The organism is Lentzea sp. NPDC004789 (assembly GCF_053601075.1).
Genome location: NZ_JBSGBE010000001.1, coordinates 1 through 18233 on the forward strand (window position 1 = coordinate 1; position 18233 = coordinate 18233).

At 69.9% G+C, this 18233-nt stretch carries 17 protein-coding genes; 10 read left to right on the forward strand and 7 right to left on the reverse strand.

What is annotated here, in order from left to right; translation table 11 throughout:
- The coding region (locus ACWEIJ_RS00005) for an SdrD B-like domain-containing protein (protein WP_449834976.1) at positions 1 to 2468 on the reverse strand (2468 nt) is incomplete at its 3' end.
- A gap of 441 nt (positions 2469 to 2909) precedes the next feature.
- Between ACWEIJ_RS00005 and ACWEIJ_RS00010 the strand changes: the two genes are divergently transcribed.
- The 3 genes from ACWEIJ_RS00010 to ACWEIJ_RS00020 are packed head-to-tail and all read left to right on the forward strand — an operon-like array spanning position 2910 to position 5284.
- Positions 2910 to 3395: an RNA polymerase sigma factor gene (locus ACWEIJ_RS00010; RefSeq protein WP_449834977.1), complete on the forward strand. Its 486-nt coding sequence runs from the start codon at positions 2910 to 2912 to the stop codon at positions 3393 to 3395.
- Positions 3388 to 4422, forward strand: a complete 1035-nt coding sequence (locus ACWEIJ_RS00015) for a hypothetical protein (protein WP_449834978.1) — start codon at positions 3388 to 3390, stop codon at positions 4420 to 4422. Before ACWEIJ_RS00010 ends, ACWEIJ_RS00015 begins: the two co-directional genes overlap by 8 nt.
- 58 nt (positions 4423 to 4480) lie before the next feature.
- Complete coding sequence (locus ACWEIJ_RS00020; protein ID WP_449834979.1) at positions 4481 to 5284, forward strand: SAM-dependent methyltransferase; 804 nt, start codon at positions 4481 to 4483, stop codon at positions 5282 to 5284.
- Positions 5285 to 5289: 5 nt separating this feature from the next.
- Here ACWEIJ_RS00020 and ACWEIJ_RS00025 read toward each other — a convergent pair whose 3' ends face one another.
- Entirely contained in the window at positions 5290 to 6900 is a 1611-nt protein-coding gene (locus ACWEIJ_RS00025; protein ID WP_449834980.1) for a ricin-type beta-trefoil lectin domain protein, read from the reverse strand.
- A 161-nt stretch (positions 6901 to 7061) separates the two neighbouring features.
- Here ACWEIJ_RS00025 and ACWEIJ_RS00030 point away from each other — a divergent pair, with 161 nt between their 5' ends.
- The 7 genes from ACWEIJ_RS00030 (at position 7062) to ACWEIJ_RS00060 (ending at position 15276) form a co-directional block, all read left to right on the forward strand.
- A complete protein-coding gene (locus ACWEIJ_RS00030) occupies positions 7062 to 7568 on the forward strand; it encodes an RNA polymerase sigma factor (protein ID WP_449834981.1) in 507 nt (168 codons plus the stop codon).
- Positions 7565 to 8494 carry an LCP family protein gene (locus tag ACWEIJ_RS00035; RefSeq protein WP_449834982.1) on the forward strand — a complete coding sequence of 310 codons (930 nt, stop codon included), beginning with the start codon at positions 7565 to 7567 and terminating at the stop codon, positions 8492 to 8494. The genes ACWEIJ_RS00030 and ACWEIJ_RS00035 overlap by 4 nt, the downstream gene beginning before the upstream one ends.
- A gap of 137 nt (positions 8495 to 8631) precedes the next feature.
- Entirely contained in the window at positions 8632 to 11376 is a 2745-nt protein-coding gene (locus tag ACWEIJ_RS00040; RefSeq protein ID WP_449834983.1) for an AAA family ATPase, read from the forward strand.
- Between the two features lie 134 nt (positions 11377 to 11510).
- A complete protein-coding gene (locus tag ACWEIJ_RS00045; protein WP_449834984.1) occupies positions 11511 to 12431 on the forward strand; it encodes a hypothetical protein in 921 nt (306 codons plus the stop codon).
- Between the two features lie 70 nt (positions 12432 to 12501).
- Positions 12502 to 13020, forward strand: coding sequence for a TetR family transcriptional regulator (locus ACWEIJ_RS00050; RefSeq protein WP_449834985.1), 519 nt, complete (start codon positions 12502 to 12504; stop codon positions 13018 to 13020).
- A gap of 9 nt (positions 13021 to 13029) precedes the next feature.
- Positions 13030 to 14109: a nucleotide disphospho-sugar-binding domain-containing protein gene (locus ACWEIJ_RS00055; protein ID WP_449834986.1), complete on the forward strand. Its 1080-nt coding sequence runs from the start codon at positions 13030 to 13032 to the stop codon at positions 14107 to 14109.
- A 21-nt stretch (positions 14110 to 14130) separates the two neighbouring features.
- Complete coding sequence (locus tag ACWEIJ_RS00060; protein ID WP_449834987.1) at positions 14131 to 15276, forward strand: glycosyltransferase; 1146 nt, start codon at positions 14131 to 14133, stop codon at positions 15274 to 15276.
- An 18-nt stretch (positions 15277 to 15294) separates the two neighbouring features.
- Here ACWEIJ_RS00060 and ACWEIJ_RS00065 read toward each other — a convergent pair whose 3' ends face one another.
- From ACWEIJ_RS00065 to ACWEIJ_RS00085, 5 genes are all read right to left on the reverse strand, one after another.
- On the reverse strand, positions 15295 to 15678 hold the full coding sequence (locus ACWEIJ_RS00065; protein WP_449834988.1) for an STAS domain-containing protein: 384 nt from the start codon (positions 15676 to 15678) through the stop codon (positions 15295 to 15297).
- 94 nt (positions 15679 to 15772) lie between these two features.
- Positions 15773 to 16141, reverse strand: a complete 369-nt coding sequence (locus ACWEIJ_RS00070) for a response regulator (RefSeq protein ID WP_449834989.1) — start codon at positions 16139 to 16141, stop codon at positions 15773 to 15775.
- Positions 16138 to 17154 carry a PAS domain-containing sensor histidine kinase gene (locus ACWEIJ_RS00075; RefSeq protein ID WP_449834990.1) on the reverse strand — a complete coding sequence of 339 codons (1017 nt, stop codon included), beginning with the start codon at positions 17152 to 17154 and terminating at the stop codon, positions 16138 to 16140. The genes ACWEIJ_RS00070 and ACWEIJ_RS00075 overlap by 4 nt, the downstream gene beginning before the upstream one ends.
- Positions 17155 to 17170: 16 nt before the next feature.
- Positions 17171 to 17542: an ATP-binding protein gene (locus ACWEIJ_RS00080; protein WP_449834991.1), complete on the reverse strand. Its 372-nt coding sequence runs from the start codon at positions 17540 to 17542 to the stop codon at positions 17171 to 17173.
- Between the two features lie 70 nt (positions 17543 to 17612).
- Positions 17613 to 18233, reverse strand: coding sequence for a response regulator (locus ACWEIJ_RS00085; RefSeq protein ID WP_449834992.1), 621 nt, complete (start codon positions 18231 to 18233; stop codon positions 17613 to 17615).

Sequence of the window (18233 nt, forward strand, 5' to 3'; positions counted from 1 at the left end):
GCCGGGGTGCAGCCGGTCGTGGGGTCGGCGTCGGAGTCCTTCGCGTCATCCCCACCCAGATCCTTACCGGTGAACGTGTAACCGGCGTACTGAGCGGGCAGCGACGACAGGTCGAAGCACACCGTGTACGTGCCGTCCGGCAGATTGTCGAACAGGTACTTGCCCTGCGCGTCGGTCTTCGTCGTCGCACCGGTCGACAGCTTCACCGTCAGACCGGCAACACCCGGCTCACCCGCGTCCTGCACACCATTGCGGTTGGTGTCCACCCACACGAAGTCACCGAGGGAGTTGGTGACCTTGGCGTTGATACCCGCGTCGATCGTGTGATCCACGGTACCGGCCTTGCCCGTGGTCACCTGCGCCTTGCCCGCAGTGTCCACATTGGAGTCGGCGGCGCGGTCCGGACCGGCCTCCTTGACGGTCCACTTGAGATCGGCCTTGGCCGGAGCACCCGGCAAGGTCGCCGCGTTCACCCCGCTGTAGTCGAACGTCAGGTTGTAGCAGGTCTCCGGCTTCAGACCATCCGCCGCACCGAAGTAGTACTCACCCTTGGCATTCGTCGTCTTCACCGGCAACGCGGCACCACCGGCACACGGCGTCGCCGTCACCTTCACCCCGGCGATCGCCGGCTCGTCGCCGTCCTGGATGCCGTCGGCATCGGTGTCGAACCAGACGCGGTTGCCCAGCTGTACCGGCGCCAGGTCGCACAACGCTTCCAGATCACCGAGACCGTTCGCCTTGCCCCAGCCCTCACTGAACTCGTCGATGATCTTGTAGGAGTTGGAGTACGTGGCGTCCATCATCAGACCCGTGGTGCGGTCGAACCAGCCGACGCCGCCGGTGCGCACACCGGTCGGGTCCATCACGGTCGCCGGCATGCGGGTCTCGCCGTAGACCAGGCCCACCGCACCCTGCGCGGTCTCCTGGTGCGGCGCGTAGCCGCCGCCGAACGCGAAGTACTCACCGGGGTAGTACTCGACGACGTCGGCCGCCTGCTCGGCACCGCCGTTGGGGTTGACGTGGTTGTTCTTGCAGCCGCCGGTGCCCTCCCACGCGTAACCGGTGGCGGTCTTGCAGGCGCGGTTGAGGTCACCGCCGGAGAAGGTCTCCCACTCACCGCCGGTGCCGTCCGGAGCGGGGATCCAGAAGCCGCCCATGTCGCCGAAGCGGTCGCGGAAGCCCAGCGCGAGGTCGCCGTTGTTCTCCACGCCGATGTCGATCAACAACGGCATCGGGTAGGTGTTGTGCTGCAGATCGTTGGCCGCGGTGTCGTTCCAGCTGTTCGTCCAGGGGTACCAGACGTTGCTCGCCGGGCGGCTGTTGAACGTCCTGCCGCGCGGGAAGTCGAGGACCTTCGTCAGCACCGGCGCGCTGAACGCACCACCGGAGAACTTCATGACGACGGCCTTCACGTCCGCGATCTTCTTCGTCGACGCGCCGGAGCAGACACCACCGACGTACACGACGCCGTCGCGAACGCCGAGCGCACCGGGGCGCCAGTCGCCCGCGGACGGACACGTCGACGGGATCGCGTACGAGCCCTTCGGCGCGGGCGCCGTGGGCAGCGTGGCGTCGTAGACGTAGAGCTTCTTGTCGAACAGGTTGACGACGTAGAGCTCGCTGCCGTCCTCGGAGACGTCGATGTCACCGAGGCTCTGCGTGCCCGGCACGGCGAAGAAGCCGCCGTCGAAGTCGGCCTGGTGGTTGTGCGTGGCCCCACCGGCGTTCGGCACGGTGGTGAACAACGTCGTCGCGCCGCCGCCGGCGGGCGTGACGTAGACGCCGCCGGGACCACCCGGACCGTAGTTGGTGAGGCGCTTCGCGAACGCCGCGGAGAACAGCCGCTTGTCCTGCTTGCGGTAGGCCAGGCCGTACACCGTGCCGGTGGCGCCCTGGTTCGCGATCTGCGTCGGTGCGGTGTTCGTGCCACGCGCGGTGAACGGCATGGTCACCAACGACCGCGCGGAGTCGTTGACCATGCTCTTGCCGTCGCGGTCACGCGTCGCGCGCTCGCACGCCGTCGCGAGCGCGGGGCTCGACTGGCAGTAGTCGGACGGGTTCCACAGACCGGTCGTGACGGTGACGTTCTTACCGCCGGAGACGTCCACGAACATCGTGTTGCTCTCCAGCGTGCCGCCCGCCGGGGCCGGCTGCAGCACGCTGCCCGCGGGCGGGTTCACCTGCACCCGGTACTTCCCGCCGCTCACCGCGCCGAGGCCCACCGCGACACCGCCGGACGCGTCGGTCGTCCCGGCCGCGGTCTTGCCCGCGGGATCGGTGACGAGGACGGAGGCACCCTGGACGGGCACCTCGACGGCGGCGTCGTAGTTGCCGTTGCCGTTCACGTCACGAATGACCTTGACGGTCAACGAGCCGTCACCGGGACCGGCATGCGCTGTCGTCGGGATGACCACGGCGGACGAGGCGGCCACCAGCGCGGCGAGCGCGGTAGCGAGCGGTCGTTTCACGAATTCGCTCCTGGGCAGCAGGGACGGGGCACACAGCGGGAAACTGGAAAATGCCACCGTTTCCGCAGGTCCGCCTGCCGTGCACCACTTACGCGCCGTTGCTTGTCACACTTACTGGTGAACTTTTCTCGCGAGATCGGCCGCTTGGTTTCGACTTTTTGTAGCCCTCCGTAGAACGCTGCCCCTTTTCGAGTGAGACGCGATCCACGATCGGGGATTCAGGTTTAGCCGCGTCCGTTGCAGTGTGCAACTGTCCACATGAGAGGTTCGCTCTACCGGGTCATTCGTGTGTGTGGACGTCACAGCTTGACCACACGGCATATGAGGCTAAACGGGTGAATGTGTGCATCGGACTCAGCCTTTCCTGGCTTCGGCGCCTGTAACCCGTGAAGGTCGCCCACGGGCGGTGAAGGACCCGAGCGGACGCTGAAGGGAAGGCCGTTGAGCACACCGGAGCCGGATCAGGGCTTCGCCGAGTTCTTCCGCACCTGCCTGCCGGTGGTGACCAGGACGTTGACGGCGTTGAGCGGCGACACCCGCGTCGTCGAGGACGTGGCGCAGGACGCGTTGCTCATCGCCCGGCATCGATGGGATGACGTGCGCACGTACGACAAGCCCGAGGCATGGGTGCTGAAGGTCGCGATCCGGCTGATGCGCCGCTGGCAACACCGGCACCGGCAGGAGACGCCGCTGGTCGCGGTACCCGCGGCCGACGACGTGGACCGCGTGCACGAGGTGGAGGCGGTGCACTCCGCGTTGCGCCGGCTGTCCCCCAGGCACCGCGAGGTCGTCGCGTTGCACCACCTGCTCGGCTACCCGGTCAGCGAGATCGCCGCGGTGCTGGTGGTCAGCGAGTCGACCGTGCGGACGCACCTCACCCGCGGCAGGGCAGAGCTGCGGCGGATTCTCGGAGGCAGTGATGAGTGAGCTCCTGCGCGAGTTCGAGTTCGACGAGGAGGTCGAGCGCACCTACCGCGCCGGCGAGGCCGCGGAACGGGCGGGCCGCCTGCGCGAGGCCGCCGTCTGCTTCCGGGTCGCGGCCGACCAGCAGCTCGGTGACGCAGCCGTGCGGCTGGCGCGGGTGCTGTTCGCGCTCGGGGAGGCCGCCGAGGCCACCCACTGGCACCGGGTCGCGGTGGCCGACGGGTTCGCCGAGGAGCTGGTGGAGTCGGACGTCCAGGCGCGTCAACGGTTCCTGGAGCACGCGGCCCGGATCACCGTCGGTGCGCCGACGTTCGACTGGCTGCCCGCTTCACCACCAGTGGAGCGAATGGACGTTGAACGGATACAGGCGCGCACACGGGCGTTGCGTTCGTTGGACCAGCGATACGGCGGTATGGCCTGCCATTTCGCGGTGGCGGAGCACGTCGCCGCGGTCGAACCGCAGATCATGCTCGGTGACGCGGAGATGTGGACGGCCGTCGCGGAGGCCCACGAGCTGGCGGGCTGGACGGCGTTCGACAGCGGCATGCCCGGCGTGGCGCTGCCGCACTTCGAACGCGCGCTGACGTTGGCACGGCAGGCGGAGAACGAGGAGCTGATCGCGTCGGTGCTGACCCGTGCGGGCCGGATGTTCCTGCACCACAACGCTCCCGAGGACGCGCTGAAGGCGTTCCAGCTCGGTTTCGTGGCGGCGCACAACTCCTGGACCGACCACCGGACGCTGCCGGACCCGCGGAACGCCATCACGTCACTCACCACAACCGTTGAGACATACCGCCCGGACCAGGTGCGAGCGCGTGCGATCGCCCTGACCGCGTTGGCCCGCAACCACCTCGCGGCCGGCGACGTGGACACCGCGTCCGAATTCGGGGCGCGCGCGGTGGCCGCGGCGGCGACCGTGCGTTCGGCGCGAGTGGACGACCAGCTGCGGTGGCTCGCCCAGGAAGCCCGTGCCGCGGGAGCATCCGCGCTGGTGGAGCAGATCTCGGCCGGTTCCGCGCGTTGTGTCTGACCTTTTCACCCGATCCGGGCCGATACACATGTGAACGCGAACAGGTAGGTTCTGCGCCATGGCCGAGCCTTTCTCGTGGGTGCCCGCAGGGATCAACACGGACGTGCCGAGCGCGGCACGCGTCTACGACTTCCTGTTGGGAGGTGGCCACAACTTCGCGTCGGACCGCGTGGTCGGCGAGAAGGTGCTGCAGGTCCTGCGCGACGGGCGCGCCATCGCGGCCTCGAACCGCTCGTTCATGCGCCGGGCCGTCCTGCTGATGATGGAGCAGGGCATCGACCAGTTCCTCGACCTGGGCTCGGGCATCCCGACGGTCGGCAACGTCCACGAGATCGTGCAGCAGGAGAACCCGGACGCGCGCGTCGTCTACGTGGACTACGACGAGGTCGCGGTCTCCCACAGCCAGCTCATCCTGGAGGGCAACGACAAGGCGGGCGTCGTGCAGGCCGACATGTGCCGCCCGGACGAGGTCCTGTCCGACCCGACGGTGAAGAACCTGATCGACTTCTCCCGCCCGGTCGGCCTGCTCATGGTCGCCGTGCTGCACTTCGTCTCCGACGACAAGGGCCCGGCCGAGGTCGTCGCCCGCTACCGCGACGCCATGCCGCCCGGCAGCCTGATCGCGCTCTCGCACCTGACCGCCGACTTCAAGCCGGAGGAGATGGGCAGCGTCGTCGAGGCCATGAAGCACAGCCGCGACCCGATGTACTTCCGTTCCCTGGCCGACTTCGAGCCGATGTTCGCGGGCATGGAGGTCCTCCAGCCGGGCGTCGTGCCGGCACCGTCGTGGCACCCGGAACTCGGCCCGGCCGGAGAAGGCGGCCCGGAGGACGTCTACGTGGGAGTCGCCCGCAAGCCCTGACGCCGCTAGCGGAAGCGCCAGGCCTGGGCCGCGGAACCGTTGCAGGTCCAGATGGTCAGGCGGGTACCGGGCGTCGTCGACGCGCCGGGGTCGTCCAGGCACAGCCCAGACTGCGGGTTCTGCACGGAACCGTCCGGCCGCACGCGCCATTGCTGCGCGCCGCCGCCGTTGCAGTCCCACAGCTGCACGACGGTGCCGTTGGTGGTGCCGCCGCCGTTGACGTCGAGGCACTTGCCGGCGATGGCGATGGTGCCGTCGGCGACGACGCGCCACTTCTGCGCGTAGGAGTTGTTGCACGTCCAGATCTGCACCGGGTTGCCGTTGGCGGTGCCGCCGGCGTTGTTGTCCAGGCACAGCGCCGGGGTGGCGGAGAGTTCCGCGGATCCGGCGCCGGACGGGTGGCGTTCGTTCGTCAGCGACGGCGTGTTCAGGTGGTAGAAGTCGACGGCCAGGTAGTTCGGGGTCTTGCGGGCCGCGGGCTCGCAGAAGCGGCGGGCCCGGTCGGCGGCTTTGGCGTTGTCGGTCGAGACCGTGCTCTGGACCGGGACGTCGCGGAAGTGGTTCATGACGAAGAGCGGGCGGAAGTTGTTCTCGGTGGCGGTCAGCGGTTTGTCCCATCGGCTGTAGCAGGACCAGTCGGACGTGCCGGTGCCGGAGCCCATCGACCAGTAGTTCTCGACGGTCCAGTCGCGCTGGTAGAGGACGCCGGAGTCCTCGCGGCCGTCGGCGCCGTGGTCGGTGAAGATGAGCAAGCGCTTGCCGTTGGCCCTCATCTGCGACAACGTCGGCCAGCCGTGTTCGCGGACGCCCTCTGCCCGGAACAACACGTCGTTGAGGCCGTTCACCGACGCGAGCGACGAGCGCAGGGTGCCGGCGTCGACGTAGTCCTCCAGGAACACCGTGACGATCTCGGCCGGGTGTGACTTCAGGAAGTCGACGATGCGCTGCAGGTCGACGCCGAGGGCGACGGGCTTGCTGACGAGGGTGCAGCTGTTGTGGCAGAGGATCGCGCCGTCGGACGTCTGGTGGATGTCGAGCATGAAGCCCCGGACGCCGTCGCCCAGCTGCTGCACGATGCCGCGCGACTGGTTGGGTGCGACGTTGCCGAACGTGAAGCCGCCGTCGACGCCGTTCGCGTAGGCGTTGTGGGCGGTCAGGAACGTGACCTCGTCGAGGCGCGGGTCGCTCTGCGCCGGGACGCGCACGGGGTTGACCGGCGTGAGGAACCACGCGTCGTTGCCGGTGCCGACGCGAATCTGGTCGGTGCCGGAGGCGATCAGGTAGCGCGCGGAACCGGGATCCTTCAACCGGTAGCGGTCCTGGTCGTCGAGCGTGGCGACCCACTGGGCGTCCGCGCCGGCACAGCTGACCATCTGGGCGGCGTCGCCGGACCGCCCGAGACACAGCCCTCCCTCGGCGAGCGTGCTGCCGTTCCAGGTGAACTGCTGGTGGTCCTCGTTGCCACGCGGGCGGTGCTGGACCACGGACGAGCCGGACACGGTGGCGTTCAGGCCGGTCACGGCACTTTGCAGGTAGTACGAGCCGTTGGGTGCCGCTTGTGCGTCCACAGGGACGAGCAGCAGCGACAACAGCGCGAGTGCAGGGATGATGCGCATGTCGTGAAGGCTCACGGATCGACGTGAACGCGCAACGGACTGGGCCGAGATTCGTCTCAAGAAGGACAGCTGTGGTCCAGGCCACAAAACCCGATGCAGCAACCGACGGCCGCGAGGGGGTTTCCCGAGCCGCAAACACATCGGACAACGAAGGGGGCGGCGTGGGGTTCGACCAGTTCGTCGCTGAGCGGCTGGACCGGCTGCTGAGGTACGCCACCGCGGTTACCTGCGACAAACACGTGGCGCAGGACATCGTGCAGAACGTGCTCATCCGCGCGCAGAAGAAGTGGGATCGCATCGGCGCGATGGACGCTCCCTACCTCTACCTGAAGCGCATGGTGACCAACGACTACCTGTCGTGGCGCCACCGCAGGTCCGCACGAGAGATCGCGGTGGAACGCAGCGAGCTCGCCAAGCACGTGCCGTCAACGGCCGATCCGGCCGACGCACACGCCGAACGCGAGGCCATGCGCGCGCGGATCGCCGTGCTGCCGCGCAAACAACGTGCCGCGTTGGTCATGCGCTTCTACGAGGACTGCTCGGACGCGGAGATCGCCCAGGTGCTGGGCTGCACGGAATCCACCGTGCGCAGCCAACTCTCTCGCGCGCTGCAAACCCTGCGCGCCCACGAACTAGCCCGGTCCACCACCCTGGGGGTGCACTCGTGAACGACCTGATCCGCTCGGCCATCGCCGCGGAGGCCGAGGAAGCCGTCGACTCCCGCACGGTCATGGCCGAGCTCCACAAGCGCAAGCGCAAACCGATGGCCCTGATCATCGGCGTGGCGACCCTGACCGTCGCCGCAGCGGCAACAAGCGTCATCGTCCAGACCGCGGTCCACAAAACCAATGCCTCCCCGGCCACCGCACCCATCGCGTCTGCGGTCAACGTGCTGTTGATCGGCACCGACGACTACAACAACACCGACGCCCTAGTGTTCGCGCGCTTCAGCGCCGACGGCTCGGCCTCCGTGATCTCGCTGCCGCGCGACATCTACGCGGGCGCGGCCGTGGACCGCATCAACAGCCTCTACCAAACCGCTCCCAAAGCACTGACCGACGAGGTCCAACGCCTCACCGGCGTCCCCGTGGACCACTACGCGGCCATCAAGATGTCCGAGTTCGGCCGCATCTCCACCGCCGTGGGCGGCGTGGAGGTCTGCCTGACCGCCCCGGCCAAGGACCCGTACAGCGGCGTGAACCTGCCCGCCGGCCGCCAGTCCGTCTCGGGTGACCAGGCCCTGGCCTTCCTGCGGCAACGCCACAACCTGAGCCACGGCGACCTCGACCGCATCCGCCGCCACCAGGCCTTCCTCACCGGCCTGGCCGCGAAGATCACCAAGGACAACGCGGCCGCGCTGGCCCGCGCGGTCAACGGCGTGATCGAGACCGACCCCGGCTGGGACCTGCTGGACTTCGCGTCCCGGTTCCAGGGCCCGGTGAAGATCCGGACCACGACCCTGCCGGTGGGTGAGCCGGTCGGACGCGGCAACAACACGTTCGGCTACGCCCCGGACCCGGACCAGACCAAGAAGTTCGTGGAGGGCTACTTCGGCGACGACAAGAGCCCGGCCCAGGACGGCTGCGTGAGCTGAGACGCTCGGGATTCGGGGTCAGGTCGACCTGGCCCCGAATCCCGAGCGAGACGTTCACGCCAATGGAGCATCAAGTCGCCCAATCGCGAGGCCGATGACCAGCATGTAGCCCGCTAATCGGCCGCTACGATCAATTCGTGCGCGAACCACTTGAACGAGCCGATGAGCTGGCGCACATCCGCACCGCCCTGGACGCAGCCACCCGCGGCGAGGGCCGCGTCGTGGTCATCGAGGGCCGAGCGGGCATAGGCAAGACCAGGCTGATCAACGAATGTCGTGACCAGGCCAAACAACGCGGTTTCGGCAGGCTGCAGGCGGTGGGCGACGCCCTGGAGAGCGCCATGGCCTGGGGCGTGGTCCGGCAGATGGTCGAGCGGTCGGTCTCCAGGTACTCGGGCGAGATCCGCGAGAAGATCCTCGCCGGTCCGTCGGGCGCGGCGCTCAAAGCCCTCGACGACGCCGCCCACGACCCGAGCGAGGCCGAGCTGGCCCGCACCCTGCACTCCCTGTGGTGGGTGGCGGTGGACCTCTCCTCGACCCGCCCTCTGCTGATCACGGTCGACGACGCGCACTGGGCGGACCTGTCGTCGCTGCAGTTCCTCGTCTACCTGTCGAGAAGAATCGCCGACCTGCCGATCGCGCTGGTGGTCGCGACCCGCCCGGCGGACAACTCCGGCCCACTGGCCCAGCTGAGCGTGTCCGCGGACCGGCTGCTCCCCCGCCCCCTCACCACCGAGGCCCTCACCGAGCTGGTGAAGGGCCACCCGGACGTCGTCAACGCCCTGCACGCGGCCAGCGGCGGCAACCCGTTCCTCACCCAGGTGCTGGTGGACGAGCTCAAAGCCCTAGGCCTGCCGCTGCGGTCGCCGGAGACCGCGGCCAGGATCGGCGGGCTGGGTCCCAGCACGGTCTTCCGCGCCACGCTCGGCCGCCTGCCCGCGGACGCGGTGGCGCTCGCGGGTGCGGTCGCGGTCCTCGGGTCGCACGCGGATCCGTGGCAGGCGGCGGCGCTCGCGAACATCGACGACCTGCCGGCCGCGGTCGAGGCGCTGGCCGCGGCGAACGTGATCGTCACCGGGGAGTACCTGGAGTTCGTGCACCCCGTCGTGCGCGAGGCGGTGCTGACGAGCCTCGGCCCGATCACGCGGGCCTCGCTGCACGCGCGTGCCGCGAAAACCCTGTGGGACAACCACTCCTCGGCCGATCGGGTGGCCGCGCACCTCGTCCACGCTCCCAAGGGGACACTCCCGGACGCCGCCGACATCCTGCGCAGGGCAGCGGCCCAGCTGATGGCCGCCGGTGACCCGCACACGGCATCGGCCCACCTCCAACGAGCCGTGGAGGAGCGTCCGAACGATGCCGCGCTGCGGGCCGAGCTGGGACGGGCGCTGCTGCGCACCGGCGATGCGGTGAACGCGCACCACCACCTCAAGGCCGCGGCCACCGGACTGCCGGACGCGGAACTGGTGGCGGCGGCCGCCTCGGCGACCGCGGTGCTCCAGGGCCCGCAGGCGGCGATCGAGGAGCTGACCGAGGCCATCGCGGCCCGGCCGGACGGCGAGTCGCGGCTGCACCTGGAGGCACGGCTGGCGGTGTTCCGGTCGTTCCTGCCCGACCAGCGGCAGACCGCGTCCGCGCACCTCAGCGGCTACGCCGGCCTCGCGGGCAGCACACCCGACGAACGCACGCTGCTCGGGCTCCTCGCGCAGATGGGGCGCTACGAGGTGTGGCCGCACAACGAGGTGGCGGCGACAGCGACGCGTGCGTTGGCCAACGGCGCGTACCTCGACGACGCGACGGGCAGCACGGACGCGATGGTGGCGTGGCTGGTGGCGTTGCTCGCGTTGATGGCCGCGGACGGTGTGGACGTCGCACGGCGCGAGATCGAACGGGCGCGGCTCAAGGTGCGGGCGCACGGGTCGCCGGTCGAGTTCGCGATGGTCACCAACGCCTCGCAGTTCCTGAACTGGCGTTGCGGCAACATGCAGGCGGTCGAGGCCGAGGCGGAGGGCGCGCTCGCCGCCCTCGCGCAGGAAGACCCGGTGTCGCAGGTGATCGGCCTGCGGGCCACCTCGACGCACTTCGCGGCCTACGCGGCGCTGGAACGGGGTGACGTCGCGGCGGCACAGGCCTTCATGGACGCGTTCGACTCCGCCGACACCACCCCGATGATGCCCACGATCTGGCTGCACGAGGTGCGGGGCCTGATCGCGTTGGCGCGCAACGACCCGGCCCAGGCCCTCCAGGACGCGTACCGGCAGCGGGACGCGATGGCCGCCGTGCAGGTGGACCCGCCGACGATTCCGTGGCGCGGGGTGGCGGTCCGCGCGTTGCTGCAGCTCGGTGAACCCGCCGCGGAACTGGCCTCCGAACAGCTGGGCGTGGCGCGCAAGTGGGGTGCGGCGACCGAGGTCGGTGCGGCCCTGCGGCTGCTCGCGCACGCCACCGCCGACGCACGGCTGGAGCTGCTGATCGAGTCCGTCGAGACGCTGGAGGGTTCACCGGCACGGCTGGAGCTCGCCCGGTCGCTCGTGGACCTGGGCGAGGCGCTGCGGGTCGCCCGGCGGCGGGCGGACGCGCGGGAGCCGTTGCACCGGGCCATCGACCTCGCCACCGAGTGCGGCTCGGTCGTGCTGCGGGCGCGGGCGGTCGAGGCGCTGGAGGCGCTCGGCGACCGGCCGCGCCGGCAGGTCGTGGTGGGGGCGGAGGCGCTGACCGCGTCCGAGCGGCGGGTGGCCGACCTGGCCGCGGCGGGCCGGGCGAACCGGGAGATCGCGCAGGAGCTGTTCGTGACGCCGAAGACCGTCGAGAACCACCTCGGCCGGATCTACACGAAGCTCGGCATCGCAGGTCGCAGGGAGCTGGCCCGCGTTCTCGCCTGAGACGGAGCGACGTGGGGGTGCCCCTGATACACCCAACTTCCGCACCGGAGGGTTGAGGGATCGCCCCTCATGCCTTTGGGGGTCCGCCTCGGCGAATCTCGTGTCACCACAGGAGATCCGAAGGGGACACCGACATGATCCGCAACGCTCTGCTCGCCGCCGCCGCTCTCACCGCCGTCGTCGCACCGGCCACCGCGATCGCCGACCCGATCGCCGCCCAGCCCGCTCCGTGCGCGACCGCCTCCGACCTGACCGGCCCGGACTTCAACGTCCGCAAGTGCGGGGTGAGCGATGTGGACCAGTTCCGCACCGGCCTCGACGCCAACGGCAACGCCTACTGCGGGCCCGCCTCCCTGTACAACGTCCTGCACTACTGGTCGCACGTGAAGGGCGCGCCGGTCGGCTGGGGACCCACGAAGGTCAACTACCTCGACCCGCTGAAGCCGTCCGACTACGACCTCGTCACCGGCTCGATCTACCGGATCGGCTCCGACGCCCAGTACAACGGCGGTACGAATCTCACCAACCTGCGCACCGCGTGGGACTCCGCCACCAAGCTCGCCCGCGACGCCGGCTGGCAGACCTCCCGCGGTGTCGTCAGCACGAACGACAACCCGGACTTCGCCGGCGACCTCGCCCGCAAGCTGAACGAGGGACCCCTGCAGCTCGTGTACGGCCGCTACAAGAACGGCCCGCTGAGCGACACGTTGCAGCGCACCGGTGGTCACATCGTCACGGTCGTGTCCGCCACCGGGTCGTTCGGCGGCAACACGATCAAGCTCAAGCTCGCGGACCCCGGCCGCGCCGCGGACCACGGTGACGGCGACTACCTGGACACCCAGTCCGCCTACGAGGCGCTCGACGTCACCCTGACCAAGCGCCACTTCCTGCAGTACTCGCCGGTCGCGGACGACAAGAACACCGCGGAGGACGAGTCGCAGCAGCCGGGCACCTACACCTGGGTGGACCGGTGGGAGCTGACCGGGACGCGCTACGTCAGCGACACCACGCGGCAGATGGTCGAGGGCTTCAACTGGTTCGACATGGCCAAGTAGTCCCGGTTCCGGTTCCGGTCGAGGGGCCGCACTCTTCTGGGTGCGGCCCCTTGGACATAGCCTGACGGGCATGCCCAGGCGCGATCGGGAGCAGACCCGCCGCCGGTTGCTGGACGCCGCGTCCGTCGAGTTCGCGGCCTACGGAGTCGCCGGTGCGCGGATGGAGCGCATCGCCCGCATCGCCGGTTGCAGCACCGGGCTCGCCTACACCTACTACGGCGGCAAGCAGGAGCTGTTCGACGCCGTGCGGGCCGAGGTGGACGCGGCGTTCGTGGAGTTCGACGCGGCGGACCTGGCCGGCTACGCGGCCCGGTGCTACGACCGGCAGCACGAACGGCCGGAGCTCGCCCGGCTCGCGACCTGGTGCCGGCTGGAACGGCCGGGCCAGGTGGACAGGTCGGCCGAGGTCGAGGCGATCCGGCACGCGCAGGCTCGCGGGCTGGTGTCCACGCGGTTCTCCGCCGAACAGGTGTTGGTGCTGGTGCTGGCCATCGCCTCGATGTGGGCCGGCACCCCGGCCGAGGGGGCGGACCACGGAGCGCGGAGGCAGGCCGTCGAGGACGCCGTGCGGCGCCTGATCGAGCCGTAACCTGGTCATATGCGTGTTCTCGTGGTTGCCGCGCCCCTGCTGGGTCACGTTTTTCCGTTGATGCCGTTGGCGATGGCTCTGCGCGATGCTGGACATGACGTCGTCGTGGCGACCGGTGGCGAGGCGATGAAGGTGCGCGACTCCGGTCTGCCAGTCGAGGACGTCGTCCCGGCGAACGTCCGGTTCGGACCGATCGCGTTGCGCATCATGCTCGCGCATCCGTTGGTGGCCAGGAGGGAGATGCAGGGCAGCGGCCGGCTGGACTTCGTGTCGCGGTTGTTCGGCGCGGTCGGCGACGCCATGACCGGGCCGCTGCAGGCGCTGGCCGCGAAGTGGCGACCTGACGTCGTCGTGCACGAACCGCTGGCCGCCGCGGGATCGGCGCTGGGCGTGCCGTCGATCGTCCACGACGTGTCGTTGTTCGACGGGCTGGAGCTGACCAGCGCGGTCGGCGCGCGGATGAAGGCCGGAGTGCGTTCTCCCGCAACGGTTCTGCGCACCGCGCCGCGGTCGCTGGCCGAGTTCGGCGGCGGTCAGCCGATGCGGTTCGTCGCCTACAGCGGTGACGGCGAGGTCCCTCCGTGGCTCGCCGAACCCGCGGGCAGGCCGCGCATCCTGGTCAGCCGCAGCACCGCGCCCGGTCCCGGCGCGGGCCGGATGATGGCGGCCGTCACGAAGGCGGCGGCCCACGTGGACGCCGAGTTCGTGCTGGTGCGGCCGGACCGCGCGGAAGGACTGCCGGACAACGTCAGGACCGTCGGGTGGGTGCCGATCCCGCGCGTGCTGCCGTTCTGCGACGGAATCGTGCACCACGGTGGCGCGGGAACGCTGCTGAGCGCCCTCGCGGCCGGTGTGCCGCAACTGGTGGAGCCGGGACCGGGCGACCGCACGGTGCACGCGCACGCGGTCACCAGGCGCGGGGCGGGTCTGAAGGCGAGCCCGCGCGAGGTCACGCCGGAGCTGCTCACCCGGCTCATCGAGGACCCGAAGCTGCAGCGCGGTGCCGGTGAGGTGCGCGACGAGATCGCCGCGATGCCGGCCCCGTCCGAAGTGGCCGGGTTCTGGACGGAACTCACACCGCCGAAATGATCTGCCCCTATTGTGGATCTCGTGCGCATTCTCTTCTCGAGCTTAGGCTCGCACGGACATACGTACCCGTTGCTCCCGCTCGCGATCGCCTGCCGCGAGCAGGGACACGAAGTTCTCTACGCCACCGACTCTGGATTCCACCCGACCGTGGAAAAACTCGGTTTCACGGCCGTGGACGCCGGGCTGAGCATTGCGGACGCGTTCCGCAAGGCCAACGACCTGTTCGGCACCCCTGAATTCGACCGGGCGATGCTGCGGCCGACCGCGATGGCGGGCTTCGGCTCCGTGCTGCCGCGGGCCTTCGTGACCGACCTGGAACCCGTGCTGGAGCAGGACAAGCCCGACCTGGTCGTCTTCGAGATCATGAACCCCGGTGCCGGCCTCGCCGCCCTGCGCGCCGGGATTCCGGCCGTCTGCCACGGTTTGGGCAAAGTGGACCGAGACGTCACCCCGGAAGCGATGATCGGTCTGCTGCGGGAGTACACGACCGAACTCGGCATCGAACTGCCCGATGGGCACCATTTGGCACTCGGATCGCCTTATGTCGACGTCTTCCCGCCGTCACTGCAGGATTTGGCGTTTCTCGCGGACGTGGAGCGGATTCCGATGCGGCCGGTCCCGTTCGCGGAAACCGGCGAATTGCCCGGTTGGGTGATCGAGCACGAACGGCCGCTGTTGTACCTGACCTTCGGCACCGCGTTCGCCGGCCCTGACCTCCTGCGGACCGCGGTCGCCGGACTGTCCGCGTTGGACGCCGAGGTGCTCGTCGCGACCGGACCGCAGGTCGACCCGTCCGCACTGGGCGACGTGCCGGACCACGTGCACGTGCTGCCGTGGGTGCCTCAGGCGGATCTGCTCGCGCACGCGGATCTCGTGCTGCACCACGGCGGCGCCGGCACCACGGTGGCCGCGATGTCCGCCGGCCTGCCGCAGCTCGTGGTGCCCCAGGGCGCCGACCAGTTCCGCAACGCCGAGATCGTCGCGAACGCCGGCCTCGGCGCTCAGCTCGTCGGCGAGCAGTTCACGTCGGACGCCGTGCGCGAGACCGCGCGAAAGCTGTTGCAGGACGGCGACATCCGGCAGGCGGTCGACGCCGTCGCCGCCGAGATCGCCGGAATGCCGCACCCGGACGAGGTCGTGCCGAAGCTCGTCGAACTCGCCGGCTGAACGCGGGAGAACCGGTGCCTACTCGCTGGGCACCGGTTTCAGAGCGGACAACGCCTCCTCCACCGAGTCGTGCATCGCCAGCACGTCGGCGACCCCGGTGACCTGCAACGGTCTCTTCACCGCGCGATGCGGTGCGACCACGTGGAGGTCCGTGCAGTGCTCCTCGGCGAGCTCGTGCGCCGTGATCAACGTCGAGATGCCGGTCGAGCCGAAGAAGCTCACCTCGGTGAGGTCCGCGACGACCGCAGGACCGCCGGAGGTCAGGCCGAGCCGCAACGCGTCCAGGACGACATCGGCCGTGTCGACGTCGATCTCGCCTTCGACCGCGACGACGACCACACCGGCGACGTCCTCGGCACGCACGGTGAGCAGTGGTGATTCCTCGAACTGATCTCCGTTCACCAGCACTCCCCGGTGGCCGAAGCACGTAGACACCCGCCCGAGCACGCTGCTGAACCCGGCTGCAGACTCCGACGTTACGGCTGTTGCTCCCACATCACAACCTGCCCAGCCGCCGGACGGCGGCCACCAGCTCGGCGTTGCGGACGCCTTTGGCCACGTAGTCGGTGACGCCGGCACGGCGCATCTCGTCCACGGCGCCCGCGTCGGTGTAGGCGGAGAACGCGAGGATGCGCGCGTCCGGTGCGCGTTGCAGGATCTCCTTCGCCGCGTGCGCGCCACCGCCCCGTGGCATCCGCACGTCGAGCACGATCACGGCCGGGGCGTGGCGTTCGGCGAGCTCGACGGCCTCACGGGCGTCCGACGCGACCGCGACGACCTCCATGTCCGGTTCGTCGTCGAGCACGTCGCGCAGGACGTCCCTGATCAGGGGATCGTCGTCGGCGATCAGCACGCGCAGGATCACGGCCGCACGTCCGGCAGCCAGAACTCGACCACCGTGCCACCTCCAGGCACCGCCGTCACCGTGCACCAACCGCCCGCGGCCTCCGCGCGTTCCCTCATCTCTATCAGACCGAAGTGGCTGGAGTTCTGGTCGAGCTCGGGCAGGCCCACGCCGTCGTCGGTCACCCGCACCAGGAAGCCGCGATCCACTGTGGACAGGTCAACGACGACGGACGAGGCGCGCGCGTGCTTGCGGACGTTGGTCAGCGCCTCCTGGCAGATGCGGAAGATCGTGATGGCCGCGTCGTCCCCCGGCTCGCGTTCGAGGGTGCTGCGGATCTCGCCCGCCATGGCGGTGTCGGCGAGGTACCCGGCCAGCGCGTCGCGCAGCCCCTGCCGCTCGATGCCGGGCGGACGGACGCGGAACACCAGGTTGCGCAGCCTGCTGATGGCGGACCGGACCGCGCCGTCGAGCTGTTCCAGGGTGTCGCGGTGCTCCTCCGGCAGCCTGCGGGCGAGCAGCTGCAGCCGCATGTCGACGGCGACCATCGCCTGGATCGTGTCGTCGTGGATGTCCCACGCGATGCGCTGCCGTTCCTGCTCCTGCGCCTCGACGAGGTGGGCGAGCAGCCGGCGCCGGTCGGTGAGCTGCTGCTCGGCGCGCCGCCGTTCGGTCATGTCGCGGGTGACCTTGCCGAACCCGCGCAGCTCGCCGGTGTCGTCGTAGAGCGCGGTGATGATCACGTTCGACCAGAACCGGGTGCCGTCCTTGCGCACCCGCCAGCCCTCGTCCTCCAGCGCACCCTCGGCCTTCGCGACCCGCAGCTCCCATTCGGGCTTGCCGGAGCGGACGTCCTCCGGTGGGTAGAACGTCGAGAAGTGCCGTCCGATGATCTCCTCGGCGGCATAGCCGTTGATGCGCTCGGCACCCGCGTTCCAGCTCACGACGTGCCCGCCGGGGTCGAGCATGAAGATGCCGCAGTCACGAACTCCCTGGACGAGCAGCCGGAAGAGTTCGGACTCGTCGCGCTGCACGGCGTCATCATGGCCGTTACGCCGTCAGCTCACACCAGACGACCTTCTGACCTGCACGTTCGGTGACACCCCAGCTCTCGCCGAGCGTTGCGACGAGCTGCAGCCCCCAGCCGTTCGCCCGCAGCTCCGGACGGGTGGTGTCGTCGTCGGCGACCTCGACCAGCACCCGGTCCTGGCCGCCCACGATGCGCACGACCGGACGTCCTTCGCCGTGGCAGACGGCGTTGGTGGCGAGCTCGTTGACGACCAGCACGACGTCGTCGTGGTTGCCGCGGAACTCGCAGGTGAGGACGGTCCGGCGGGCGAACGAACGAGCGAGTGCGACGCCACCGCGCCGATCGTCCTCCGGGAGGGAGAACACGGCTTCGGTGAGCGAACTCATGGTCACCAAAGCACAGTGCACCAATGAGAGGCGGCGCTGCAGACGCAGCCGAACCAACTCGTCTGGTGCAGCTGCATCAGTCGAGCAGGCCCTCGCGGCGGGCGATCGACACCGCCTCCAGCTTCGACCGGGCGCCGAGCTTGTCGAGGACGCGCTGCACGTGGTTGCGCGCGGTGTTGCGGGCCACGCCGAGCCGCGTCGAGATCTGGTCGGTGCCGGCACCGTCCGCGAGGAGCAGCAACGTCTCGTGCTCGCGTGCGGTGAGCGTGGTCCCGGCGGCCTTGACCCGGCCGGTCAGCCGGTCCAGCACGCCCGCGAGCAGCTTCGGGTCGAACACGACCTCGCCGTCGGCGACCCTGCGGACCGCGTCGACCAGCTCGTCCAGGCGCGCCGACTTGAGCATCAGCCCGGCTCCGCCCGCCTCGGCGACGCGGGCGGCGACGGACGCGGTGGCCTCCCCGGTCAGCACCAGCACCTTCGCGCCGCCCTTCACGAGCTCGGGGATGAGCGCGGTGCCGTCGCCGTCGGGGAGCCTGCGGTCGAGGAGGACGACGTCGGGTTCGCCGCGACGGGTCTCCGCGAGCGTCGCCGCGACGGTGGTCGCGCGGGCGATCACCTCGATCCCGGCCCGTTCCAGCGCGAGCCCGATCGCCTCGGCGACCATGTCGTGGTCCTCCACGAGAACCACTCGGGTCAT

Coding starts and splice junctions, on each gene's coding strand:
- ACWEIJ_RS00015 (WP_449834978.1), top strand. CDS start 3,388: ATGAGTGAGCTCCTGCGCGAGTTCGAGTTCGACGAGGAGGTCGAGCGC.
- ACWEIJ_RS00020 (WP_449834979.1), top strand. CDS start 4,481: ATGGCCGAGCCTTTCTCGTGGGTGCCCGCAGGGATCAACACGGACGTG.
- ACWEIJ_RS00025 (WP_449834980.1), bottom strand. CDS start 6,900: ATGCGCATCATCCCTGCACTCGCGCTGTTGTCGCTGCTGCTCGTCCCT.
- ACWEIJ_RS00045 (WP_449834984.1), top strand. CDS start 11,511: ATGATCCGCAACGCTCTGCTCGCCGCCGCCGCTCTCACCGCCGTCGTC.
- ACWEIJ_RS00050 (WP_449834985.1), top strand. CDS start 12,502: ATGCCCAGGCGCGATCGGGAGCAGACCCGCCGCCGGTTGCTGGACGCC.
- ACWEIJ_RS00055 (WP_449834986.1), top strand. CDS start 13,030: ATGCGTGTTCTCGTGGTTGCCGCGCCCCTGCTGGGTCACGTTTTTCCG.
- ACWEIJ_RS00085 (WP_449834992.1), bottom strand. CDS start 18,233: ATGACCCGAGTGGTTCTCGTGGAGGACCACGACATGGTCGCCGAGGCG.